Source organism: Terriglobia bacterium, assembly GCA_020073085.1.
Taxonomy (GTDB): Bacteria; Acidobacteriota; Terriglobia; order JAIQFV01; family JAIQFV01; genus JAIQFV01.
Window position 1 is genome coordinate 1 of the sequence record JAIQFV010000006.1, and the last position, 23,653, is coordinate 23,653.

Here is a 23,653-nt window from a genome sequence, read left to right on the forward strand (position 1 = left end):
AGCACCTGGTGCAGTTCCTTTTGGTCGTGGGGCGAGACATGAATTTGTAAAGGATGTCGTGACATGCCCCGAGTATAGAATGAAACATCTTATAATACAATTACTTTATAGAACCGTTTCAGGCGGTCAAAGACCTAGCCTGCCCGGCGGGGGATAATGGCCACCCTCCCCCGAAGGGGTTGTATATTCCAGCCCAGGGTTGGCCGCCTTGCGGCCTACCCTGGGTGAGGATTCGTTTCCATGGAGGTTTTACCCTGAAGGGGTTCCATACAACCTTGACGGACGCAGATAAACCCAGACAAACACAGAAGTGATTTGAGTAGGAATGAATTGGGTCGGCCCGTGTGATGCACGATAGGTTTTTGTTACATGTGTCTTTCCGATATTGGTCGTGAGCATTTGATCGCAAGCCATTGTCTTTAACCCAAGGACTTCCGTGTTTGTCTGTGTTCATCTGCGTCCTGTTACTTCCTTCTTCTCGATTGTCGAATGTCGCCGCCTGACCTCTTTTGTTGTTCATAAACGTAGTCGAAACCGTTGTGAAATGAACGCCACCTAGATAGAATACCGGGCATACCCGCTTCAAGAATCCAAAGAGGAGGTTCTGGTCTCATGTTTGTCGAGAGCAAACTCCGGTTCTACCGAATCCGTTATCCGGGTTGCCTATTCGTTCTGACCCTTGCGCTGATGACTTTTGGGCACGATGTTCCTGCACAAGAACAGGAGTTCGCTAACAAGCTACAGGGGTTCGACACCTACATGGAACAAGTCGTGAAGGATTGGAATACGCCGGGGATCGGCGTGGGCATTGTGATCAATGACAAGCTGGTCTTCGCCAAGGGGTACGGCTACCGGGACTACGAAAAGAAGCTGCCGTTCCTCCCGTCCACCCTGTGCCAGATCGCTTCGAACTCGAAGCTATTCACGGCTGTGGCGGCCGGGATGCTGGTCGAGGAAGGAAAGCTCACCTGGGATAAACCCGTGCGCGAGTCCGTGCCGACGATCCAGTTTTACAACGACCCGCTCAACAATAACGTTACTCTTCGCGACATGCTGTCGCACCGGACGGGGGTAACGAGGCACGACCTGATCTGGTTCAAGTCAGATTTCACAAGGAAGCAGTTGTTCGAAAAACTGAAATACCTCGAGCCGCAGGTGCCAATGCGCGAGACCTTCCTGTACAACAACCTCATGTTCTCCGCCGTCGGGCAGATCATCGAATTGAAGTCTGGAAAAACGTGGGAGCAGTTTGTGCGGGAGAGGATTCTCGAGCCGCTCGACATGTCCTCGACCGGCTATACGATTTCCGATATGTTGAAACATCCCGACTACGGGGTCCCCTTCAGAGAAAAACGCGACTCGTTCGAGCTGTACAAGATCCCCTATTACGAGGATACCGAGGGCGTCGCCCCTGCGGGCGCGATCATCTCGAATATCGACGAGCTGTCGCACTGGCTCATCGCTCTGATGAACGACGGGAAATACCATGGGAAGCAGGTCCTGCCGGCTAACGTGCTGAAAGCCACCTTGCAACCCGCCATTGGGTTACCCAACACCCTTGGGGAATCCCAGGGATACTGGGAGATACTGAATCCAGCTTACGGGATGGGGCGACAGACCGCCTCCTACAGGGGACGCCTGATCACCTATCACGGCGGCGACCTTCCCGGGTTTCATTCGCAGATTTCTCTCATGCCCAACGACAGGATCGGCGTGATCGTCCTCGTGATCGGCGATCACAGTGCTCCCCTCTACAACATCGTCAGCTACAACGTCTATGAGCGATTGCTCGGGATGGACCAGACACCCTGGAGTCGGCGCCGGCTGGAGCAGCGGCTCGCCAACAAAAAGGCCGGCACGGAAGCGCGGGCGAAGGCCGGCGCGGACCGGGTTGCGAACACCAAGCCGTCCCACTTGTTGGCCAACTACGGGGGTGAGTACGAGAACCCGGCTTACGGCATTCTCAAAATCGGAGTCAAGGATAACCAGCTTCAATTCGGGTTTCACGAGTTCCAGTTTCCGATGACTCATTTCCATTACGACCGGTTCGATACGCCCGACGACGAACAATATGGCAAATTCTCGGTTAATTTCCGGACCAATCCCCAGGGAGACATCGATGGCGCGGTCATTTCTCTGGACGAGGCCGAGGTCGTTTTCACGCGGAGGCCCGAGACTCTGGATCCGAAGCTTCTCGAGAAGCTCGCGGGAGTTTACCTGACGCCAGCTCACATCAAGTTCCAGGTCCTCTATCAGCCGGGGGTCGGACTCTCTCTTGTATTCCCGGGGGGACCTCCGCTCAAACTCACCCCGGTCAAAGGTCTCCAGTTCAGGACTCCGCAGTTCTCCGACGAGATCTTTGAGTTCGTGATGGAGAACGACCAGGTGAAGGCCCTGAAGGTGCGCGACCCGTCAGGCGAATTATCCTACTCCCGGCAATGAGACCGGGTTAGCCGCCCGTGCCTCCGGGCTCTTTGCGCCTTTGCGGTGATTTCCGAGTTGTAATTGTGGAAGCATGAGCCCAAAAATTTTCCGGTCTAAATTCCCGGCCAGAGGAGCGGAGGACTGGCGTTGACCCGCAAGGGGCTGCGCCAGTTTGCCGCAGGCGGGCCAAGGTAACCGTCCCGCTCGCTATTTGTACGTGGCGTTTGTCAAATCCAAATCATCGCGGTGGTCGGTGAAATCCACCATCGAGGTGAATGCCGGGCCACCCAGCGGGCTCGCCTTCTGCGCGTCGCGCAAGGCGGCGTTGTATTTGTCCAAGCCGTCCGCGTTGGACGCAATAAAGACAATCCAGAACATCTGGGCCGATTCCGTGTGGATCGCTTCGGTGTCAATCTCATATTCGAGAATCGTGCCGCCGGCCAGCAACTTCTCCAAAAGCGGCACAAATAGATTCTTGCAGAGGGTGCCAATCGCATCGTCCGGCGCTTCGAAGAATGAAAAAAAAGTGATTGGCCAAATCGGGGGTTTTGATACACAATTTGCATGGAACCTCCGCGAGGGCGGAGGAGTTTGGATGTCCCCCCTGTAGGGAAAACATGATTGCCGCGGAAGCGGATTACGGACCTCCTCCGGGAAGGAAGGGGCTCAACACTTGAGGATCTCCCGCAGACCTGAACCGGCCGGTGGCATCCGCATTGTAAGACAGTAAGAGGCTTCAGATGACAGCACCGTCCCCGTCGGGCCCCAAGGCGACTCCTCAACGTAAGCCGGTTGAAGAACAGTTGCGGGAAAGCGAGCTCCGAATTCGCGCCTTTTGGGATCACAGCCCAAACCTTATTTTTCTTAAGGACAAAGAACTTCGTTACCTGTACGTCAATCGAGAATTTGAAAGAGTTCTCCGTGTCGACGGCGAACAGATTCGTGGCAAGAGGGATCATGAGGTGTTTCCACACGAGCTGGCAGCCGCCTTTCAAGCCAACGACCTTGAGGTGCTCAAGGCAGGTGTCCCGATTGAATTCGAGGAGGTAACCCAGCAGGCAGACGGTCCGCACATAAGCATCGTCCATAAGTTTCCACTCTACGATGCGGCGGGCGAAATCTATGCGATCGGGGGCATTGTCACCGACATCACCGAACGCAAACGATCGAGGGAAGCGCTCCAGCACAGCGAGGAGCGCTACCGGAGCGTGGTCGAAACCGCCACGGATGCTGTGGTCAGCGTCGATCAGGAAAGCCAGATTATCTTTGCGAATCCGGCGACCACCCGAACTTTCGGGTATCCAATTTCCGAAATGATCGGACAGCCTTTAACGATGCTCATGCCGGAATTCATGCGTGAGCTTCATAAGGCGGGATTTCAACGTTACCTCAAAACAAACCAGCGCCATGTCGATTGGAACGGAGTGCAGCTTGTCGGCCTCCGGAAGAACGGGGAGGAATTTCCGGTCGAGGTCTCCTTCGGCGAGGTTCTCATAGACGGCCGTCACATCTTTACGGGGTTCATTCGCGACACCACCGAGCGGAAGCAGGCAGAAGAAAAGATCCGGGACCAGGAAGCAGAGTTGCGACAAGTACTGGATCTCGCCCCTCAGCACATCGTTGTCCTGGGACCCGAAGGGAATCGACTTTATGCCAACCGGGCCGCGCTCGACTATCATGGTCTCACCCTCGACACGTGGCGGAGCTGTGATCCGCGCCGCCTCTTTCATCCGGATGATTGCGAACGGATGACGAGCGGGGCGCAATTCAAGGTCTTCAGTGAAACCCCATACGAGCGCGAAGCGCGGTTACTGGGAAAGGACGGGAAGTATCTCTGGTTTCTTTTCCACCGCAACCCGCTGCGAGATGCGCAGGGACAGATTACGCGTTGGTATCTGGCGGGGACGGATATCGAGGATCGTAAGCAGCAGGAAGAGAGAATTCAGCACGAAAACGTTGCCCTGCGCGAAGAAATCGACAAGGCATCCATGTTCGAGGAAATCGTCGGGAGCGCTCCCGCCCTGCATGCGCTGTTTTCTCGTGTATCCAAGGTCGCTCCCACCGACTCCACCGTTCTGATCACCGGAGAAACCGGGTCGGGCAAGGAACTTGTGGCTCGCGCCATCCACAAGCGGTCTCTTCGCTCCTCACACGCCTTTGTGGGTGTGAACTGCGTTGCCATCCCGCGTGACCTGATCGCCTCAGAATTATTCGGCCACGAAAAGGGTGCCTTTACAGGGGCGACCCAGCAACGTTTAGGCCGCTTTGAATTGGCCGGAGGAGGCACGATCTTCCTGGATGAAGTCGGAGAGCTTCCGGCCGAGACCCAGATCGCACTCTTGCGGGTTCTGCAAGAACACGAATTTGAGCGTATCGGCGGAACTCGATCCATGCGAACGGATGTTCGTGTGATTGCGGCCACGAACTGTGACTTGCAGGCCGCCATTGCCGCAGGCGCGTTTCGCAGCGACCTGTTTTTCCGGCTCAACGTTTTCCCGATCGAGATTCCCCCGCTCCGGGACCGAAGAGAAGACATTCCCTTGCTGGTTGAGTACTTCATCGATCGCTATGCACGAAAAGCGGGGAAGAGGATACGAACCATCGAGAAGCGCACCCTGGAACTGTTCCAATCGTACCCCTGGCCGGGGAACATTCGCGAATTGCAGAACGTCATCGAGCGATCGGTCATTGTGTGTGATGGAGAGAATTTTTCGGTCGATGAGAGCTGGCTTTCTCGGCCGCTCCCCGCGACTGAATCGAACCGCCGGCTTGACCTTTATAAAAGTCTTTCGACTCAGGAAAAGGAAATCATTGAGGTTGCCTTGAGCGAAAGCGGGGGACGGGTTTCCGGACCGTCAGGCGCGGCTCAAAAGTTGGGGATGCCCCGCTCGACCCTGGAATCGAAGATTCGGTCCCTGAAGATCAACAAGAATCGCTTCAAAACAGCGAATCCCTCCGGGAACAGCTAACCTTCCTTTGTACGTGACTCTCCAAAAACGAGACGGGGTGTTTGTACAATTTTCGCCAATTGGCGAACGCCTCGCCATCTCTCCATCGGTTAATTAATCTATTTTCAGCAGCTTACGTTTGGAGCCTGAGTTGCACCTTTATCGTAACTCAGCTCAAATCAGATTCCTGAAGAGGGAAGATGCTCAAGATTCGCAGAGCAGCGAACGGGGAGGTCGTCCTCAAATTGAGCGGTCGAATGGCCGCAGAGAATCGAGCCGAGCTGAAAACGCTTCTTGAATTAGAAGAAAAAGGACGCCGCATTGTCCTGGATTTAGAGGACCTGACCCTGGTGGATCGGGAGGCTGTCGGGTTTCTCGGGCGCTGCGAAGACGAGGGCATCAAGCTCGAAAATTGTCCGGCCTATATCCGGGAGTGGATTGAACGAGAAAGAGGCGGAAATTCTTCGCCAATCGGTGATCGGTTTAGGGGCCCGGCAACGACGTGAAAACTGTGCAAAGGATTCCGGTGAAAATCGTTCTTGATTCGGGCGAGAACAAAGATCGTCCACTTCGACCCGGCATGAACGTCGTACCGGACGTGCCGCTCCGATGACTTCCGCGGCGCTCACGATGGACCAGGACCTCTGGCAGCCCCGATACAATCCTTGGCTGATCGCCGTGGTGGTGGCGATGGCAGCGTTCATGGAGGTCCTCGACACCAGCATCGCCAACGTGGCACTGCCGTATATGGCAGGGAATCTCGGAGCGAGCAACGACCAGAGCACATGGGTCCTGACCTCGTATCTGGTCTCGAATGCCATCGTCCTGCCCATCAGCGGCTGGCTGGCGGGCGCCTTCGGCCGGAAGCGTTTTTTCATGACCTGTTTGGGTGTGTTCACCGTGAGCTCAGTGCTTTGCGGAGTGGCGCCCAGTCTCGGGGTTCTGCTTTTCTTCCGTGTGCTGCAAGGCGCGGGCGGCGGGGGACTGCAGCCGATGGCCCAGGCCATTCTGGCAGACACCTTTCCGCCGCAGCGGCGAGGTCTGGCGTTTGCGTTGTATGGCGTCACGGCCATCATGGCGCCGACGATCGGTCCCACCCTGGGTGGATGGATCACCTTCAATTATTCCTGGCGATGGATTTTTTTTATCAATATCCCGGTCGGCCTGGTTACATGGTTTCTGGTGCGGCTCTTCATTGAAGATCCGCCCTACTTAAGCCGTCTCAAGTCGGCTGGGGTGAAGTTGGACTATGTGGGCATCGCTCTATTGGCTCTCGGGGTCGGGGCCCTGCAAATCTTGCTCGATAAAGGCCAGGAGGATGATTGGTTCGGGTCGTCCTTTATCACCACTTTAGCCATCATGGCGGCACTTTGCCTGATCGGGTTGGTGCTCTGGGAATGGTTTCAGAAGGCTCCGATTATTGAGGTTCGGATGTTCAAGAATTTTAACTTCGCCAGTGCGAGCTTGATGATGTTCATCCTGGGAATCGTGTTGTTCAGCAGTCTCGTTCTGATGCCTCAGTTCCTCCAGACGCTCTTGGGATACACCTCCGAGTTGGCGGGTCTGGCGCTTTCGGCGGGTGGATTAGTCTTGCTCTTTGAAATGCCCATTGTGGGTCAGCTCACCACGAAGGTTCCGGCGCGTTACCTGATCGCATTCGGTTGGTTAAGTCTGTTCATCGCCATGTTCTATTCCACGAAGCGGATTGACTTGGAGATGAGTTTCAATGCCGCCGTGTGGCTGCGCATCGCCCAGGTCTTTGGGTTGGGATTCCTGTTCGTGCCGATTACGCTGGTGGCTTACATCGGAATTTCGCCGGAGAAGAATAACGCGGTCGCCGGGATTGTCAACTTCATGCGCAATATGGGAAGCAGCGTCGGAACTTCCCTAGTCACAACAGTAATTGCGCGGCGATCGCAATTCCATCAGGCAAGACTGGTACAGTACGCGGGAGCGGACAACCCCAATTTCCAGGACTTGGTAAACGGCCTCAGCGAGCGCTTGGCTCATTCGGGATTGGGAGCGTACGGAGCGCACCAGCAGGCGATTGCCAGGATCTATCGAGAGCTGCAAGCGCAGGCGGCGAACCTGGCCTATATTGATGCCTTCATGGTCCTTGCCGTCGGGGCCGGGATCATGTTCTGTCTGGCTTTTGCTTTGAAGAAGAACGCTCCCGGTGGCGGTGGGATAACGGCGGAGGGTTAGCGCAGTGGGCCATTCAATCCGTGGGTAGATACCGAGGGGCGGAGGGCATAAGTCAAGGAGCTCGATGATCAGAATCGTCACGATCGAACGGGAATACGGAAGCGGCGGCGGCGAAATCGCCCGGCGGCTTGCGACGCAGTTGGGCTGGACACTTTGGGATCAGTTGCTGACCGATGAGATCGCCAGGCTGGCGAATTGTCCCAAAGCCGTCGTCGAGGTTCGCGAGGAACGAACCGACCCCCTCTATTACCGGCTCTTCAAGTCTTTTATGCGGGGGAGTTATGAAGGCAGCCTCAATGCGCCCAAGCTCAATCTAGTCGATAGCGAAAGCATTCTGAGATTCACCGAACAGGTCGTTCGGCACGCCGCTGAGACCGGAAACTCGGTCATCATCGGCCGGGGGTCGCAGCATTTTCTCAGGGACCGTCAAGACACGCTCCGTGTGTTTCTTTACGCTCCGAGAGAAGACAAGGTACGGCGCCTGTTGGCTCGCGGCAAGAGTCAGAACGAAGCCGAACAGTTGGTGGATTCTATTGATCGGGAGCGGGCCGATTTCATCCAGAAATACTTCAGGGCGCAATGGCCGAATCGCGCCGTGTACCACGCCATGATCAATACGGCGATCGGAGACGAGACCGTCGTTCAGATGATTCTGAATTTCATGAGGACCGTCGATGCGGCAACCTGAGCCCAATGCCTTGCTGCGGAGTTCACACACAGAATTGAATCAGTACGATCCAATAAAACAAAGGGCACCTCGCTCTTATCGTTTGGTGGAACGAGTGTAAGAAGAGGGGATGAGGTTCTTTGATTTCAGCTCTATTTCAGTTTAATGAATCAGACTTCCGAAGTAAAAGCCGCGTTCGGAACGGAGCGAGGAAAGCCTTGACGCTCTCCTCTCTGGTTTCCCGGTGGAGTGATCGGGGGTGTCTGTCTAGACGCGACGCGCCGTGTGGCCTCCTTCACGGGATTGTGCGCCTTTCTCATCTCCAGTCAGTTCCCGATCTCCCATTTGGAATCCCCAAGGGACAGCCCCTAGGGACAGTCCCTTTTTCGATCTCAAATTTGAAATTTCAGATCAAGGCTGCCCCAACACTAATCAAACAGATTCAACCGCTTGGTGGTAGTGGATTCTTGTCCCCAGTGATCGGGAATCCCGAAGGGACAGTCCCTAGGGACAGTCCCTTTTTCGATTCGAGAGCATTCTGTCGAGGGCTCGTCATTTTGCGGAGTATGCAGCCCCCATTTAAATCGAATAGGAGAGTGAGAAATGAGCACAAATGTGAAACGGCAAATGATAACCCGCTCTCAGCCGGCCGGCGCCGAGCTGCGCTTGAAAGAGCTGGGCATCGAGCTCCCGGAGCCGCCTGAGCCGTTCGGCACCTATGTGGAATCGGTGCAGACGGGCAATCTGCTTTTTCTGAGCGGGATGCTTCCCACGGAAGGCCACGAGGCGAAATTCATTGGACGCGTCGGCGCGGAGCTCGATGTGGAAGCGGGGCGCAACGCGGCTCACCGCGCCGCGCTCAACGCCCTCGCTGTCGCAAGGAAGCATTTGGGATCGCTCGACCGGGTGACGCGGATCGTCCGGCTCGGCGTGTCGGTGGCCACTTCGGGAGATGTTCGCGATCAGCCGAATGTTGCTGACGCCGCTTCGGAGTTGCTCGAAAACGTCTTCGGGAAGGACAAGCGCCCTTGCCGCCTGGTGTATGGCGTCGCAAGCCTTCCGCTCGGCACCCCGGTCGCGCTGGAAGTGATTTTCGAGGTGGCGGGGTAAAGGCGCGGGGCGCAATGGTCGGTTGGCTCGCTGGTGAGGAGTAAGTGCTTTCAACAATAGCTGAAAATCATTGGACGATTCATGGCAACGAAATCGCTTTCAACAAATCTGATTTCGATCCAGGTGAACGCACAGGAGGAAAGTGCATGGCGAATCTGAAGTATTCAAGCTCGAAAGGCACGTCGCTGCTATTGGTCGCTGCCCTCGTGTTGTGCGCAATGACCGCTTGGGCACAAAGCGCCAGGGACACATGTCGACCCGCTTCGGTTATCCCGCTCGCCAATGAGCTCCCAGCGAAGATCGTCATCGATCCTCCGCTGGCCGGACCCCTCGCCTCCCGGGGAGTGGCGATTATCCAATACTGTACTCAGAACCTGCACCTTGTGCCGGTGTTCGGCCCCAATGCCCTGGCCGTCTCGCCGCGCATCGGCCACCTTCATGTGAGAGTGGACGATGCCCCATGGGTATGGGCAGATGCGAGTGGCAACCCAATCATCCTGATGGGTCTTCCCTCCGGTCCGCACAATGTGCTCATTGAATTGGAGGACGCCAACCACCACCCCCTCGACAAAGGCACGGTCACCTTTGTCATTCCAGAAAAGTTTGCGGCCGAAAAGGCCCCGGCCTCTGGACAGGCCGATGGAGAGGCCCCCCCGATCTTCGGAGTCAAGATCCCCGCCGGATACCGCGACTGGAGGTTGATCTCCGTGGCCCACGAAGAGGGCAACCTCAACGATCTGCGCGCCATTCTGGGCAACGACGTAGCGATCAAGGCCTATCGCGAAGGAAAGCTTCCGTTCCCGGACGGCACAATCATTGCCCGAATAGCCTGGAGTTCCGTCGCCTCAGAGGAAAACAACAAAGTCTTTGGCCGTCCCCAATCTTTCGTTCCCGGGCTCGCCCCGGATTGGTACCTTCAGTTTATGGTCAAGGACTCAAGAAAGTACGCCGCGACGGGCGGCTGGGGGTTCGCTCAATTCAATAAGGACGGCAAACCTGCCGACGAGGCACCGCTCAAAACCTGCTTTCCCTGCCACGAGGCTATCAAAGCTCGCGACTTGGTCTTCACCCGTTACGCCCCTTAATACCGAGAATCACAGCAGAAAGAAATGAGACGATGACCGCACGCAAATCAACTGCATCATAAACCAAGAAATCCAAGACTACTTAAAAGGAGAACACCATGACCCCAGCCAGTGCTACAAAACGAGGTCGCGAGAAGGCAGATGACAAGAATGCAATCCGTCCGTTTCATGTAAACGTTCCAGAGGCGGATCTGACCGAATTGCGCAGGCGCATCAACGCGACTCGGTGGCCCGATCGCGAGACGGTCACCGATCAAACGCAAGGTGTGCAACTCGCCACGGTTCAGGCCCTCGCACGCTATTGGGCGACCGCGTACGACTGGCGCAAGTGCCAAGCCCAGCTGAACGCCCTGCCGCAGTTCATCACCGAGATCGACGGGCTGGACATTCACTTCATTCACGTCCGGTCAAAGCACGAAAATGCGTTGCCGCTCATCGTCACGCACGGCTGGCCCGGCTCGATCGTCGAGCAGCTGAAGATCATCGATCCGCTGACCGATCCCACGGCGCATGGCGGCAGCGCATCCGATGCGTTCCATCTGGTGATTCCGTCGATGCCCGGCTATGGGTTTTCGGGCAAGCCAACCACCACCGGCTGGGACCCTGCCCATATCGCGCGTGCCTGGGTCGTGCTGATGAAGCGCCTCGGGTACACGAAATTCGTGGCGCAAGGCGGCGATTGGGGCGCGGTTATCACGGAACAAATGGGCGTGCAGGCGCCTCCGGAGTTGCTCGGCATTCACGTCAACATGCCAGGCATTTTTCCAGCCGACATTGATGGGGCGGCCTTTTCCGGGGCGCCGGCACCGTCCAGTCTCTCAGCCGAAGAGAAAATCGCTTACGAGCGACTGCAGTTCGTATATCAAAAGGGCATCGCTTACGGGTACCAGATGGGGCTGCGGCCGCAGACGTTGTACGGAATCGCGGATTCCCCCGTTGGCCTGGCGGCTTATTTCCTTGATCACGACGCACGCAGCTACGAGCTGATCTCACGCGTTTTTGCGGGAGAATCCGAGGGCCTCACGCGGGACGACATCCTCGACAACATCACGATCACCTGGTTGACGAACACGGCGCTTTCCGGCGCCCGTCTCTATTGGGAGAATTGGGGCAAACTCGGGTATTTCAATGCCAAAGGCGTCGCCATCCCCGTTGCCGTGACCTCCTTTCCTGACGAGCTCTACCCGACCCCGCGTAGTTGGGCTGAGCAGGCGTTCCCAAAACTCATCCACTACAACAAGGTCGACAAAGGCGGGCACTTCGCGGCCTGGGAACAGCCGAAGCTCTTTTCAGCAGAGCTTCGCGCGGGCTTCAGATCGCTGCGGTAGGATTCTTCACTAGAGAGGAGGAGATGCACCATGCCTGACCATTCGCAGTTCATCACCGACCGGACCCATCCGGGCCGGTGGACGATCACCTTCAGCAACCCGCCGATCAACATGTTTGTTCCCACAACGATCGTCGAGTTGGGAGCGCTCATGACCGAACTCGAGGCGGACCTGTCCGTGAAGGTCGTCGTGTTCGAGTCGGCGAACCCCGATTTTTTCGTCGCCCACCTCGACGTAGCCAAGGCCGCTGAACGGCCAGAGGCGCTGGGCCTTTGGCGCGACTTTGTGCTGCGCCTCTCGTCCACGCCAGTCGTGAGCATCGCCAAGATTCGCGGCCGCACGCGCGGCATCGGTAACGAATTCGTGCTGGCCTGCGACATGCGCTTCGCCAGCCGGCAAAGCGCCCTATTCGGCCAACCCGAGATCGGTGTCGGACTGGTCCCGGGCGGCGGAGCGCTGGAATGGCTCCCGCGCTTGGTCGGCCGCTCGCGCGCCCTTGAGATCGTCCTCAGCGGCGACGATTTCGACGCTGATATCGCCGAGCGCTACGGCTGGGTGAACCGCACGCTGGACGATGACGGCCTCGACTCGTTTGTCGATGCGCTCGTCCGGCGTCTGGCCTCATTCGACCGTGAAACGCTGGCCGCGGCGAAGGCCCAGATCAATCGGTTCGGGACGCCGACAGCTACCGAGCTTCAGTCGAGCAACGACCTGTTCTTCCCACTGCTGGCCTTGCCAGGTGCGCAGGAGCGCCGTGCCAAGATCCGTGGTATCGGTTACGGTCTTCGGAGCGACTTCGAATTGAACTTCGGCCGGTACCTCCCTTCGTTCGGGCGGGCGGACGACGAAGACATGGATACACAGCCGACCAAAGCAGACCGTGCGAAGGCTGGTCTCTGACCTTTTTCACTCGAGACCACATAGACACGTTCGCGAGGGGATTCGTTGCATGCGCGAGATCTTCCACGCCGATAAACGCAGAGGCGAAAAACGTACCCACGTCCGGTAGGCTCTTCTTCCTGGACCTCGGCGCCGGCCGTAAGCCGATTTCAGAGGCCCATAACCGGCAAGCAACGCCTCTGTTCGCAAAAAGTGTCGAGCGACACGCCCTAAGGGACAAGTGATTCTGCTGGCTGGCGCGCTCAAATGCAACAACTCAAACTGTCGATTCTGGCAACAGGCAGGAGGAGAGCTCGTGGCAGATTTGAAGTTTGAAAAGGAGATCACCGCGCTTCTCGTCATCGACCCGTATAACGATTTCATTTCTGAGGGAGGCAAAATATGGGACCGCATCCGGACTGTTGCAGAAGCGAATGACTGCGTTCCTCATATGCTGCAGGTCCTGAATGCCGCGCGAAAGGCGAAGCTTCGGGTCTTCTATGCGCTGCATCATCGATACCGTCCGGGCGATTACGAGACCTGGAAGTACATAGCGCCTATTCAGAAGGCAGCTTGGTTGCACAAAGCGTTCGAATACGGCACGTGGGGTGGCGAGATCCGCCGCGAGTTCGCCCCTCAACCGGGCGATATCGTGGCCCTCGAGCATTGGTGTTCCAGTGGCTTCGCCAACACGGATTTGGATTTGCAGCTCAAGAGACACGGTATCCATCAGCTCATCGTCATGGGACTCATCGCACACACGTGTGTAGAGGCCACTGTTCGTTATGCCGCTGAGCTTGGCTACGAGGTCACGATGGTGAAAGATGCGACGGCGAGTTACTCGGATAAGGAGATGCATGCCGCTCTCGACGTGAATATCCCAAACTACGCCGGTGCCATGGTGACCACAAATGAAGTCGTCGATTCGATTTTCGGCAGTAGGAGTGAACGTTATTAAAGAAAGTTCAAAATTCAAAGGAGAAATCATGACAACTACAAAGACCGCAATGGCACCCATGAAGGTGGCGCAGATTTCCAAGGCGGGGTCCGATTTCCAGATTGTCGAGCGCGAGATTCCCAAGCCGGGGGTCGGACACGTGCGCATCCAGGTGCAGGCCTGTGGGGTCTGCCACAGTGACGTGCTCACGAAAGAAGGCGCCTGGCCCGGGATTCAGTATCCCCGCGTTCCGGGACACGAAGTCGCAGGCCTCATCGATGAGGTGGGCGTCGGGGTTTCCGGGTGGAAGAAGGGGCAGCGCGTCGGGGTTGGCTGGCACGGTGGGCAGGACGGCACGTGTCTCGAGTGCCGTCGCGGAGATTTTCGCAATTGCCGGAATCTGAAGATTGCGGGCATCAGCTATGACGGCGGGTACCAGCAGTACATGGTGGCTCCGGTGGAGGCCCTGGTGCCGATACCGGAAAGCCTGAGTGACGCCGATGCCGCGCCGCTGCTCTGCGCTGGAATTACCACCTTCAACGCGCTGCGGCACAGCGGTGCGTTTCCCGGCGACCTGGTGGCGGTGCAGGGCATCGGCGGTCTGGGTCACCTCGGAGTTCAATTCGCGAACAAGTGTGGTTATCAGGTCGCGGCCATCGGGCGTGGGCCCGAAAACGCTTCGCTCGCCAAGAAACTCGGAGCCAACGTGTACATCGACAGCAAATCGACGAACGCAGCCGAAGCTTTGCAAAAACTGGGCGGCGCACGCGTCATTCTAGCCACCGCCCCAAGCTCGAAAGCCATGTCCGAGCTGATCGACGGTCTGGGGCCGAACGGCAAGCTCATAGTGATCGGTGCGACCTTTGATCCCATCGAGGTCACCCCGATACAGCTCATTACCGGAAGTCGCACGATTCAAGGCTGGGCCGCCGGCACTCCAGCCGATTCCGAGGACACCCTGCGTTTCGCCGAACTGACCGGCGTGCGTCCCATGATTGAAAAATATCCGCTCGAAAAAGCGGCCGAAGCCTACGCGCGAATGTTGAGCGGCAACGCCCAGTTCCGCGTCGTTCTGACGATGTGAAGCTGGATTAACGACTCGCTAGTATACTGGGTCGTAAATGGCGTTACGCAGGACGGGAGTGCGTCAACTGCAAGCGAAGCCGCGTTCACGCGGCTTGTCCGCAGGGTTACTAGGCCAGCCCTTCAGGGCTGGTAAACCGGGAGCAGAGGCGCAAAGGGCGCTTTAGCGTTCTTCTCGTCATCGCTTCAGCATGCTAAAGCTGGCGCTTGAAGCCCATTAAAACGGGCTCCCAATAAAGCCGGCGCTCGACTCGTTCGCATTGCGGACGACAAAAAGAAAGGTCAATTATGAAAAACGAAAAAACAATTATGAGCAAGGAAAGGCCAACGACGAAGATCGTCGTCATTGGCGGCAGCGGACTCATTGGAGCAAAGGTCGTGAAGAACCTGCGTCAGCAGGGCCATAAGGTAGTGGCAGCTTCACCCTCATCGGGCGTCAACACCATCACCGGCCAGGGGCTGGCCGCAGCGGTTGCAGGCGCTCAGGTGGTTGTCGATGTGGCGAACGCGCCTTCGTGGGAAGACAAGGCCGTTTTGGAATTCTTTGAAACGTCCGGCCGCAATCTCCTTGCCGCCGAAGCCGTCGCGGGCGTGGGACATCACATCGCGCTGTCCGTTGTCGGCACCGATCGTCTTCTTGCCAGCGGTTACTTCCGAGCCAAGATGGCGCAGGAAAAGCTGATCAAGGCCTCCCCGGTTCCCTACACGATCGTCCGTGCAACGCAGTTCTTCGAATTCGTCGAAAGCATCGCCCAAACCGCCACCGACGGCCAAACGGTTCGGGTGCCGCCTGCCCTGATGCAGCCCATCGTGTCGAATGATGTCGCCGCCGCGCTGGCCGAGATCGCTGTCGAGCAGCCGCTGAACGGCACGATCGAGCTGGCGGGTCCTGAACCGATCCGTATGGACGAACTCGTCCGACGATTCCTGAGCGCAAACCGGGACACACGGAAGGTGATCACCGATGCCCACGCAGGCTACTACGGCATACAGGTGAACGATCAAAGCCTCACCCCCGGCGACAACCCACGTATCGGCCCGACGCGTTTCGAGGACTGGCTCACCCGTGCGCAAGCGCATCACGCTTGAAGAGACCGGCGTCCAGACGGTCAAGGGCGACAAGATTACGCGCGAGCGGTTCTTCTACGACAGAGAGCGGTAACGGCCCATCGCGCCCGATCGGACCGGGTAGGAGCAACCAACAGTCCCTCTAATTTGGGAAACAGCCATGAGCAGCCCAAGGAAGACAGCCATCGTGACCGGAGCTTCGCAGGGGATCGGTGCGGGAATTGTCGAAGAGTTTGTCAAACGGGGTTTCAACGTCATTGCCAATTCCCGGAGGGTGACCCAGTCCACCGAGATCGCGGCTTCCGACCGCGTCGCCCTGGTGGACGGCCACATCGGCGAGCCGGCAACGGCCGCCAGGATCGTCGAGACGGCGCTGTCTCGCTTTGAGTCGATCGACGCGCTGGTCAACAACGCCGGCCTCTTCTTCACCAAGCCGTTCACGGACTACACGGCCGAGGACTTCAAGTCGCTCGTCTCGACGAACGTTGAGGGCTTTCTGTATGTCACCCAACTCTCCATAAAGCAAATGTTAGCGCAGAAGAGGGGCGGGAGCATTGTCACGATCACGGCGGCGCTTGCCCGCAACCCGATCCGGGGCGTCACGGCGGCGGTGCCGATGATCACCAAAGGCGGTCTTGAAACGATCACCCGGCACCTGGCGATGGAGTACGCAAAAGACGGCATCCGTGTGAACGCCGTTGCCCCCGGCGTCGTCTACACGCCGCTTCACCGGGAGACTCCGAAGGACGTGATGGAGAGCTTGTCGCCGATGGGTCGGCCTTCGACGGTCAAGGACATTGCGGACGCGGTCATGTACCTGACCGACGCGGCGACGGTCACGGGTGACACCCTGTACGTCGATGGCGGGGCTCATATCGGTCGCTGGTAATTGAATGGAGCTTTCGTCAGGGATCGACCGGGTGGCGCACACATCACGCTTTTTTTGTGATGTGTGCGACGAAAGATCGAGGAGTCTTCACGCATATGAGGCGACCTGCCGACAGTTTTGCACACATCCCAGAAGGCAGGATGTGTGCGCCACCCTTTCGCCTCACTTTACTCAATCATCATTAGCCATTCAAAAGGGATTCACTATGAAGGAAGCAGAATCGAACGGGACATCACGCCGTCGACTTTTGGCAATGGCCGGCCTTTCCGGTGGCGCCGCACTGCTCGCCCGGTGGCCGCTCTTCGCGAACCAGGAGGGAGTCGTCTCAACAAAGATCAATGCGTCGGCGAAAGCGAAGATCACCGCGATTAAGCCGGGAACGAACACGTCGTTCGGCCCACTGAAGCAGATCGATGCGGGGGTCCTGAATATTGGATACGCTGAAGCGGGCCCCGCCGATGGTCCTGCCGTCATTCTGCTGCACGGCTGGCCCTACGATATTCACAGCTATGTTGATGTCGCCCCGATGTTGGCATCGGCGGGCTACAGGGCCATCGTCCCGTATTTGCGGGGCTATGGCACGACGCGTTTTCTATCAAGCGAATCGTTCCGGAATGGCCAGCCGTCGGGGATCGCTGTCGATATTATCGCCTTCATGGATGCCCTCAAGATCAAGAAGGCGATCCTTGCCGGCTACGATTGGGGAGCGCGGACGGCCAACATCATCGCGGCGCTCTGGCCGGAGCGCTCGAAGGCCATGGTGTCGGTGAGCGGTTATCTGATCGGCAGCCGGGAAGCCGGCAAGACGCCGTTGCCCCCCAGGGATGAGCTCCAATGGTGGTACCAATATTACTTTGCCACCGAACGCGGCCGGGCCGGCTACGACAAATACCGGCACGACTTTGCGAAGCTCATCTGGCAGATTGCTTCGCCGAAGTGGAACTTCGATGACGCCACGTTCGATCGTAGCGCAGCGTCCTTCAACAACCCGGATCATGTCAGCATCGTGATCCACAATTACCGCTGGCGGCTCGGCCTCGCTGAAGGCGAACCGAAATATGACGACCTCGAAAAACGGCTTGCCGCAGGTCCGGTCATCACCGTGCCCACCATTACCCTTGAAGGGGATGCCAATGGTGCGCCGCATCCGGATAGCAGTTTCTATGCCAGGAAGTTTTCGGGCAAATATTCCCACCGGATTATCAAGGGCGGCATCGGGCATAATCTGCCCCAGGAAGCCCCACAGGCCTTTGCCGAAGCTGTCGTCGACGTCGACGGTTATTGATCGGCGTCAACCTGCATAGGCCCTGCGGACGGACTTACACAGGGCCTTGGTCAACCTGGTGGGAATGAATGTGGACGTGATGCAAGAAGGAATGGGACATTCCGACTTGCCGGGGCGCTCTTCCGTACCAAACCTCAGATGAAGACTTGGAATTCGCGATTTGTTTGAATTTTGTCCGCCGCCGGCAAATTGTAATTTGGATTTTGTTTGGATTTTGGCGATTTGGAATTTGGAATTTGCCTTTAATTGGTGTTTATGATCACTTTTCCTCTGGCGTGTCCTTCTTCCAGATACCGTATCGCTTCTGGCACCTCGCTCAACGGGTAACGTCTATCGATGACGGGATCAATCTTCCCGGCTTCAAGAAGATCTTTTAAAAGCGCCAAATCCTCCGGGTTTATGTTCGCCATAAAGAGACGCATCTTCTTGCGCCCGACCAGTGACAGTAAGGGTCCCAGCAACACAACTTGGAGCATTTGGACCCAACCCCCTCCGGCCATGACATAGATTCCGTTCTGAACCATCGCGCGCCTGTAATTGAAGATTGAATGATAGGCGTTCGCGGCGATGATCAGATCGTAACGCTGGCCGCTTCGCGTGAAATCTTCTTGAGTGTAATCAATGACCCGGTCGGCGCCCATCGACCGCGCCATGTCCACATTCCTCGTGCTGCACACGGCAGTGACTTCAGCCCCGAACGATTTGGCTATCTGGACCGCAAATGTACCCACCCCACCCGACGCGCCGTCAACCAGAACCCTGTGGCCTTGCTGGATCCGTCCCTTGTCACGCAGACCCTGGAGGGCAGTGGATGCCGCCACGGGCAAGGCTGCGGCGTCCTCAAACGACAGGTGGACCGGCTTCAGTGCCAATTTATCTTCATTGGCACACGCATACTCGGCACAGGCCCCTGGGCACACGCCGAACACCTCGTCGCCTGGTTTGAACCGGGTGACGTTCCTGCCCACCGCTTCAACCTGTCCGGCCACATCTCGGCCGACTCGGCCGGGTTGCGCGCTCTTTGGTTTACGCAGCCCGAACAGCATGCGAAGGATGTACGGCCCGCCTCTCATTAATCGCCAGTCAAGTGCATTGAGGGATGCTGCGCGAACCCTTATCAAGACTTCATTGTCCCCCGGGGTCGGCTTTTCAATCTCCTCACATTTAAGAACATCGGGCGAACCGTAGTTGTAATAGACGACGGCTTTCATAGGGATATTCTCCTTGATGCGGTTTTTAGGCGACGGCCGGTTACGCTCCGCTGACTCGCCAGGCGCTTGTTGACTTCCCACCTCAGAATACTCACGCCGATCTCGATGAACCCCAGGGAAGCAATAGTTCTACCGCACCACAGGGGTTCGGTTCAGGCTATGCTGGGACATCTAATGGTTGGTCCTTTGCACCCTTAATCAAAAGCCACAAGATAATCGGCAGCTCCCCAAGAGTAAGCACCATCGCAAACCTCGAAACAATATGCCCGTAAGCCGGCAGGAGTAAGAATGTAGAACTAATGGCCAGATAGCCGAAACATGCCAAGATCAGCAGGACGCCCAGAATTCGGGGAAGGAAGCCCGATTTAAACACAAGGACCCCGAAGGGAAAAAGCCAAAGGCCCCAAAATATCTGGGCGAGAAGGATTCCGTCATTATGCAAACCGAGAAATAGCATGACCAGGGCATTCAGCTGACGTGGGTCGAATGCGGACAGGAAGTTAGCACCGCTCAAGAGTGTCAGGACAGCCAGTTGGTTAAGCACATTAAGAAACGATATGGGGACGGAGACCACAAACAATGTCACCATGAGCGAAGCCTGCGTTTTGTCAACCCCTTTGAACAATCGATATAGAGCCAGAGCCACAAATATGAAACCGGTGGCGCAAATCAGCTCGCTCACCATGCCGATACGGAAAAGCAACTCCGAAGCCTGAATCTTGTTGACCGTAGCCGTGGCATCTCCGGGCACAATAAGAACGGAGGGAACATACAGAAGGCTGAAGGCGCCGGGTATTGACATCAACACATACAGTAATCCTGCGACTCTTGCTGCCTTTTTGGTTGAATTCATGGCCTCACTCTCCTTGTCTCGCGGTTGACCGAGGGACCGCTACTCAACGCGCGGTGTTCGTATTCCCTTGAACAGAAGCCAAAAACTGAGCACAAGTTCGAAGATCGCCATAGGGGAATCGAACCACCACAGGTTCACTACTTTGGAGAAGTGGGGAAAGATATAAAAAACGAAAGTGCAGGCGGCGCACCATGCACTGGAGATCATACCAAAGGCAGCCAGGGCTCTGGGGATGTAGTTCGATTTGAACCACAGGTAGCTGCCCACGGTGGCTCCCAATCCCCAAAACAGCAAGCCAACGTAGTACGCGTCGAACCCGCTGAGGTGCAATCGTACCAAGGCCGACAATTGGTCGGGTCCAAACGCACGCGAGTAATCAGCGTCCTTCAAGAGCCGCAGAGCGGTAAAGAGATTGAGCGTCGCCAGGAGCCACATGACGCCATGGACCAGCCTGCCGAATGCCGCGAGCAAGGCAAGGTTCTGGCTGACCGGCTTGAGGATCACGTAAAGCGCTGTCAGCAGCACGACCACGCCAACGCAGTAAACCATGTCGCCCGCGACCCCGATACGGAATAGTGTTTCGTGCGCCAGGATATTGCGGGCGGTTTCCGCCGGATTGCCGCCAACGATGAGGCGGGCGAAGATCCCGAAATTGACCGCAACCACGGTGACGAACGAGATCAGGCAAGCAAGTCCTGCGATCTTTGCAGCCGTGCGTTGTGACTCGTCGATCGTGCTGTTTATCATTTCGTTTCCTCCCAGGAGGCCGGGTGCAGCGGGTTGTCAGGTTCTTCGTTATGTTTCCAGAGTTAATACTACACCTTTCGAGGTGTCCTTCTGCCGGATACCGCATAGCTTCAGCGATCCCTGCTTGGGACAGCGTCCGGGGACCGGCGGCCTCAAGGCTCTTTGGTCTCGCCGGGGGATGGGCAGAAGCCCCAACGTCCGCGCCAGCTTTGCCGGAGCCGTTCCTGCTCCTCAGGGGTCATGTGCTCCCAGCGCTCGGTCATGCGCTCTTTCATGCGACGGCGCACATTGGAGCGACCGGAACTGCGCACTCCAAGTCCGCCGAAGAGGATGCGGCACAGCGCCAGGATGCCCAGCGCTTGCCAGAAGGTGACCGGGCGCCAGCCGAAGAGCGGCGGCAGCAGCCAATTCCACAGTTGCAGCACGAGTTCGCCGCCAAGGGCGACAAAGAGCAGCATCCCCAGGATCGCCAGTGGAGCGATGAAAATCAGTCTTTTCACTCTCGGTCTCATATTCAGTCCCTCACGCTTTCGTAAATTCGTCGTAAATGTTTTGCAGTCGTTCGCGCAGGTGCAGCACCGCATAGCGTTTGCGCGAGAGCAGCGTATTCACGCTCACGCCGGTCTCGGCGGCCATCTCCTTGAAGCTGCGCCCCTCGATCTCGTGCCCGACAAACACCTGGCGCTGCGCTTCTGGCAGCTCATCGAGCGCAAACTCGAGTTCGTCGAGGAGCACGCCGCGGATGTAAAGAGCGTCCGGTCCGGCATCGGGCGAAGGCAGCAAGTCCTCCAACCGGAGCAACTCTTCGTCGTCGGCCACGGCGGCATCGCTGAAGCTCCCCGGCGTCTTCTTGCGGAAGAGATCGGTGATGCGGTTGCGCGCGACGCGGAAGAGCCAGCCGGCAACGTGCTCGATCGGCATCAGCAGGCGGTTCGCTTCCACCAGCTCGTAGAAAACCTCTTGCAGGATGTCCTCGGCATCGCGCGGGTCAGGCACCCGCCGCCGAATGAAGTTGCGCAGCCGGGATTGCTCCCGCTTGACCACCTCTGATATCCCCCGGTCCTGTTTGAGGCTCATGGGCTCCAGGCTCGCTGCGTCCCTCATCCATAGTTGTAGACGAATGGGGGTGGGTGAATATTGTAGAATATTTGGGGAGTCTTTGTGTTGACCCTGGGTTAGGGACAGACACCTTCTCTTAAGCAATATCGCAGAATGGCAGCAAAGCAGGTGTCTGTCCCTCTTTTTTGGATCTCCATTTTCGATGAATGCGAGGCGAGCCAAGAGGGAAGAAGTGGACGAGCCAATGAAAGGAAAAATGAGTGTTGGTGAGCCGCGTAGGAATCGAACCTACAACCTACTGATTAAGAGTCAGTTGCTCTGCCAATTGAGCTAGCGGCCCCCAGAGCGGGTAAAGAACTTAAACTGGAATGATGAAATTGTAAAACAAAAAATCGACCGGTCCTGGTATCCGGGATTACAGCTGGAATAAGCGAACAAAGAAGCTGATATCTAAAATCTGAAAATTCAGATTTGAGAATAGAAGCGAACCAAGAGTCCGAAATCCGAAATCTCAAATCCGAAATGAAATCCCTTGATCGGCGGTGGTGGATGCGTTCGTACCAAGCCTCCTCCAGCCTCTCTCCCCAATTCATGGTGCGCCTGACTGGGCTCGAACCAGCGGCCTTTTCCTTCGGAGGGAAACGCTCTATCCAACTGAGCTACAGGCGCACACGAAAAACCAGCGTTGAATTTTAACCCAACAACGCCCTCCGAGTAAATTCCAAAGTCCAATAACCAAAACCCAAATAAATTTCAAAATCCAAATTCCAAGCCAGCCCGGCGGACAAAATCCAAACAAAACCCAAACTCCAATCCGCCTGCGGCGGACAAGTTCCAGCCCTCTGGACACGCCCCAGGACACTCCCGTTCGTGACTTATGTCATGGCGACTTACTGTGCGACTCGACCATAATCAATGGGCATAGAATACTGTTACCCCGTTCGAGCCGCCTTAAAGGCGCTCACTTTCGTTCTGAGTGTCTAGCCGGAGCTTGAGCAGGAGGGATTCGTGGAAAGTCAAGGAAGGAGGGACTTGAAGAGAAGATCCCGGCGTCACAATAGTCTGGTCCCGCTTTCTCGCGAGCATCACTATGCGCTGACACTGTGCCTGCGGATTCACAAGGGATTGCCCGAGCATCGCACGGATCGGGACTGGATTCGAATAAAGGTGGGCCATGCCATTGAGTTTTTCGAGACCGAACTGGTCGTTCATTTTCAAGCCGAAGAGAGGTTCTTGTTCCCCGAGATGCGCGACATGGCCGAGGCCCGCGAGATTCTTGACGAACTGCTCGCTGAACATCGGAAGATGGATCGCCTTGTCAAACAACTGCGGGATCGCGGGGGCGAGTCGCTGGTGTCAGCACTGACGGAATTCGCCGACACTCTTGAGGCGCACATCCGCAAGGAAGAGCGCGCCTTGTTTCCGGTCTACGAACGAGAGGCCTCCCCCGAAACTATCTCCCGCGTCGAACGGGCAATTTTTGAACTGATCGGCTCCGCATCTCGGCCTCGACACCCGGAGTTGCTGAAGTGAGCCGGGAGACGTATCAGATCCCTGGGGGCTGTTGCTAAGACCTGGAAGCCTGCGATGATCCCGCAGGTGGTGGAGGGCCACCACCATAATCACGTGATTCTGGGTCGGAGGCTGTCTCGATTCCTTGGGGCCCACCCGGCAATTTGACCGCTGAGGCGCCAGGTCCGTCTGTAGACTGGATCTGAATATTCCCCCAACTGCCGTTGGGGGGATTGATCCGTCACTTCTGAGGTCTTCAACCAACACAACTCCTCAATTGAAGTCTGTGTTCCTGACGTCCTTTTGGACTTTGAGATTTATTTGGATTTTGGGTTTTATTTGGATTTTGGCGTTTGGAATTTG

At 56.9% G+C, this 23,653-nt stretch carries 21 protein-coding genes and 2 tRNA genes; 15 read left to right on the top strand and 8 right to left on the bottom strand.

Features of this window, described 5'->3' with window-relative positions:
• Positions 1-687: 687 nt before the first annotated feature.
• Positions 688-2,442 carry a serine hydrolase gene (locus LAO21_07655; protein ID MBZ5552580.1) on the top strand — a complete coding sequence of 585 codons (1,755 nt, stop codon included), beginning with the start codon at positions 688-690 and terminating at the stop codon, positions 2,440-2,442.
• Positions 2,443-2,631: 189 nt separating this feature from the next.
• Here the strand turns inward: LAO21_07655 and LAO21_07660 are convergent, their stop codons facing one another.
• Complete coding sequence (locus tag LAO21_07660; protein ID MBZ5552581.1) at positions 2,632-2,889, bottom strand: hypothetical protein; 258 nt, start codon at positions 2,887-2,889, stop codon at positions 2,632-2,634.
• A gap of 275 nt (positions 2,890-3,164) precedes the next feature.
• Between LAO21_07660 and LAO21_07665 the strand changes: the two genes are divergently transcribed.
• From LAO21_07665 to LAO21_07725, 13 genes are all read left to right on the top strand, one after another.
• A complete protein-coding gene (locus tag LAO21_07665; GenBank protein MBZ5552582.1) occupies positions 3,165-5,393 on the top strand; it encodes a sigma 54-interacting transcriptional regulator in 2,229 nt (742 codons plus the stop codon).
• Positions 5,394-5,572: 179 nt separating this feature from the next.
• On the top strand, positions 5,573-5,878 hold the full coding sequence (locus tag LAO21_07670) for a hypothetical protein (GenBank protein ID MBZ5552583.1): 306 nt from the start codon (positions 5,573-5,575) through the stop codon (positions 5,876-5,878).
• A gap of 103 nt (positions 5,879-5,981) precedes the next feature.
• Complete coding sequence (locus LAO21_07675; protein MBZ5552584.1) at positions 5,982-7,577, top strand: DHA2 family efflux MFS transporter permease subunit; 1,596 nt, start codon at positions 5,982-5,984, stop codon at positions 7,575-7,577.
• A 64-nt stretch (positions 7,578-7,641) separates the two neighbouring features.
• Positions 7,642-8,265, top strand: a complete 624-nt coding sequence (locus tag LAO21_07680; GenBank protein MBZ5552585.1) for a cytidylate kinase-like family protein — start codon at positions 7,642-7,644, stop codon at positions 8,263-8,265.
• A 606-nt stretch (positions 8,266-8,871) separates the two neighbouring features.
• Positions 8,872-9,354, top strand: coding sequence for a RidA family protein (locus tag LAO21_07685; GenBank protein ID MBZ5552586.1), 483 nt, complete (start codon positions 8,872-8,874; stop codon positions 9,352-9,354).
• A 500-nt stretch (positions 9,355-9,854) separates the two neighbouring features.
• Complete coding sequence (locus tag LAO21_07690) at positions 9,855-10,439, top strand: cytochrome P460 family protein (GenBank protein MBZ5552587.1); 585 nt, start codon at positions 9,855-9,857, stop codon at positions 10,437-10,439.
• A 98-nt stretch (positions 10,440-10,537) separates the two neighbouring features.
• Positions 10,538-11,767, top strand: a complete 1,230-nt coding sequence (locus LAO21_07695) for an epoxide hydrolase (GenBank protein MBZ5552588.1) — start codon at positions 10,538-10,540, stop codon at positions 11,765-11,767.
• A gap of 30 nt (positions 11,768-11,797) precedes the next feature.
• Complete coding sequence (locus tag LAO21_07700; GenBank protein MBZ5552589.1) at positions 11,798-12,667, top strand: enoyl-CoA hydratase/isomerase family protein; 870 nt, start codon at positions 11,798-11,800, stop codon at positions 12,665-12,667.
• A 295-nt stretch (positions 12,668-12,962) separates the two neighbouring features.
• Entirely contained in the window at positions 12,963-13,604 is a 642-nt protein-coding gene (locus LAO21_07705) for a cysteine hydrolase (protein MBZ5552590.1), read from the top strand.
• Positions 13,605-13,653: 49 nt separating this feature from the next.
• Positions 13,654-14,667 (top strand): alcohol dehydrogenase, encoded by a 1,014-nt coding sequence (locus LAO21_07710; GenBank protein MBZ5552591.1) that lies wholly within the window; start codon positions 13,654-13,656, stop codon positions 14,665-14,667.
• Positions 14,668-14,975: 308 nt separating this feature from the next.
• Complete coding sequence (locus LAO21_07715) at positions 14,976-15,755, top strand: SDR family oxidoreductase (protein ID MBZ5552592.1); 780 nt, start codon at positions 14,976-14,978, stop codon at positions 15,753-15,755.
• Positions 15,756-15,894: 139 nt separating this feature from the next.
• Positions 15,895-16,623, top strand: coding sequence for an SDR family oxidoreductase (locus LAO21_07720; protein ID MBZ5552593.1), 729 nt, complete (start codon positions 15,895-15,897; stop codon positions 16,621-16,623).
• A gap of 253 nt (positions 16,624-16,876) precedes the next feature.
• The gene (locus LAO21_07725) at positions 16,877-17,908 is read left to right on the top strand and encodes an alpha/beta hydrolase (GenBank protein ID MBZ5552594.1); all 1,032 of its coding nucleotides are present in this window, start codon (positions 16,877-16,879) and stop codon (positions 17,906-17,908) included.
• A gap of 242 nt (positions 17,909-18,150) precedes the next feature.
• Here LAO21_07725 and LAO21_07730 read toward each other — a convergent pair whose 3' ends face one another.
• The 7 genes from LAO21_07730 to LAO21_07760 form a co-directional block, all read right to left on the bottom strand.
• On the bottom strand, positions 18,151-19,119 hold the full coding sequence (locus LAO21_07730; GenBank protein ID MBZ5552595.1) for an NAD(P)-dependent alcohol dehydrogenase: 969 nt from the start codon (positions 19,117-19,119) through the stop codon (positions 18,151-18,153).
• 157 nt (positions 19,120-19,276) lie between these two features.
• Positions 19,277-19,972, bottom strand: coding sequence for a DUF4386 domain-containing protein (locus LAO21_07735; protein MBZ5552596.1), 696 nt, complete (start codon positions 19,970-19,972; stop codon positions 19,277-19,279).
• Between the two features lie 39 nt (positions 19,973-20,011).
• On the bottom strand, positions 20,012-20,719 hold the full coding sequence (locus tag LAO21_07740) for a DUF4386 domain-containing protein (GenBank protein ID MBZ5552597.1): 708 nt from the start codon (positions 20,717-20,719) through the stop codon (positions 20,012-20,014).
• Positions 20,720-20,871: 152 nt separating this feature from the next.
• Positions 20,872-21,177 carry a hypothetical protein gene (locus tag LAO21_07745; protein MBZ5552598.1) on the bottom strand — a complete coding sequence of 102 codons (306 nt, stop codon included), beginning with the start codon at positions 21,175-21,177 and terminating at the stop codon, positions 20,872-20,874.
• Between the two features lie 64 nt (positions 21,178-21,241).
• Positions 21,242-21,796: a sigma-70 family RNA polymerase sigma factor gene (locus LAO21_07750; protein MBZ5552599.1), complete on the bottom strand. Its 555-nt coding sequence runs from the start codon at positions 21,794-21,796 to the stop codon at positions 21,242-21,244.
• Between the two features lie 246 nt (positions 21,797-22,042).
• Positions 22,043-22,118: transfer RNA gene (locus LAO21_07755), tRNA-Lys, on the bottom strand.
• 252 nt (positions 22,119-22,370) lie between these two features.
• A tRNA-Arg gene (locus LAO21_07760) sits at positions 22,371-22,447 on the bottom strand.
• Positions 22,448-22,810: 363 nt separating this feature from the next.
• On the opposite strand from LAO21_07760, the gene LAO21_07765 reads away from it, so the two are divergent.
• A complete protein-coding gene (locus LAO21_07765; protein MBZ5552600.1) occupies positions 22,811-23,311 on the top strand; it encodes a hemerythrin domain-containing protein in 501 nt (166 codons plus the stop codon).
• The last annotated feature ends 342 nt before the right edge of the window (positions 23,312-23,653 follow it).

What these genes read in the sequence shown, in the direction of transcription:
- LAO21_07655 (MBZ5552580.1), top strand. Translation starts at nt 688, where the DNA reads ATGACTTTTGGGCACGATGTTCCTGCACAAGAACAGGAGTTCGCTAAC.
- LAO21_07680 (MBZ5552585.1), top strand. Translation starts at nt 7,642, where the DNA reads ATGATCAGAATCGTCACGATCGAACGGGAATACGGAAGCGGCGGCGGC.
- LAO21_07720 (MBZ5552593.1), top strand. Translation starts at nt 15,895, where the DNA reads ATGAGCAGCCCAAGGAAGACAGCCATCGTGACCGGAGCTTCGCAGGGG.
- LAO21_07745 (MBZ5552598.1), bottom strand. Translation starts at nt 21,177, where the DNA reads ATGCTGCTCTTTGTCGCCCTTGGCGGCGAACTCGTGCTGCAACTGTGG.
- LAO21_07710 (MBZ5552591.1), top strand. Translation starts at nt 13,654, where the DNA reads ATGGCACCCATGAAGGTGGCGCAGATTTCCAAGGCGGGGTCCGATTTC.
- LAO21_07730 (MBZ5552595.1), bottom strand. Translation starts at nt 19,119, where the DNA reads ATGAAAGCCGTCGTCTATTACAACTACGGTTCGCCCGATGTTCTTAAA.
- LAO21_07700 (MBZ5552589.1), top strand. Translation starts at nt 11,798, where the DNA reads ATGCCTGACCATTCGCAGTTCATCACCGACCGGACCCATCCGGGCCGG.
- LAO21_07750 (MBZ5552599.1), bottom strand. Translation starts at nt 21,796, where the DNA reads ATGAGCCTCAAACAGGACCGGGGGATATCAGAGGTGGTCAAGCGGGAG.
- LAO21_07665 (MBZ5552582.1), top strand. Translation starts at nt 3,165, where the DNA reads ATGACAGCACCGTCCCCGTCGGGCCCCAAGGCGACTCCTCAACGTAAG.
- LAO21_07670 (MBZ5552583.1), top strand. Translation starts at nt 5,573, where the DNA reads ATGCTCAAGATTCGCAGAGCAGCGAACGGGGAGGTCGTCCTCAAATTG.
- LAO21_07695 (MBZ5552588.1), top strand. Translation starts at nt 10,538, where the DNA reads ATGACCCCAGCCAGTGCTACAAAACGAGGTCGCGAGAAGGCAGATGAC.
- LAO21_07685 (MBZ5552586.1), top strand. Translation starts at nt 8,872, where the DNA reads ATGATAACCCGCTCTCAGCCGGCCGGCGCCGAGCTGCGCTTGAAAGAG.
- LAO21_07690 (MBZ5552587.1), top strand. Translation starts at nt 9,855, where the DNA reads ATGGGTCTTCCCTCCGGTCCGCACAATGTGCTCATTGAATTGGAGGAC.
- LAO21_07735 (MBZ5552596.1), bottom strand. Translation starts at nt 19,972, where the DNA reads ATGAATTCAACCAAAAAGGCAGCAAGAGTCGCAGGATTACTGTATGTG.
- LAO21_07675 (MBZ5552584.1), top strand. Translation starts at nt 5,982, where the DNA reads ATGACTTCCGCGGCGCTCACGATGGACCAGGACCTCTGGCAGCCCCGA.
- LAO21_07725 (MBZ5552594.1), top strand. Translation starts at nt 16,877, where the DNA reads ATGGCCGGCCTTTCCGGTGGCGCCGCACTGCTCGCCCGGTGGCCGCTC.
- LAO21_07715 (MBZ5552592.1), top strand. Translation starts at nt 14,976, where the DNA reads ATGAGCAAGGAAAGGCCAACGACGAAGATCGTCGTCATTGGCGGCAGC.
- LAO21_07740 (MBZ5552597.1), bottom strand. Translation starts at nt 20,719, where the DNA reads ATGATAAACAGCACGATCGACGAGTCACAACGCACGGCTGCAAAGATC.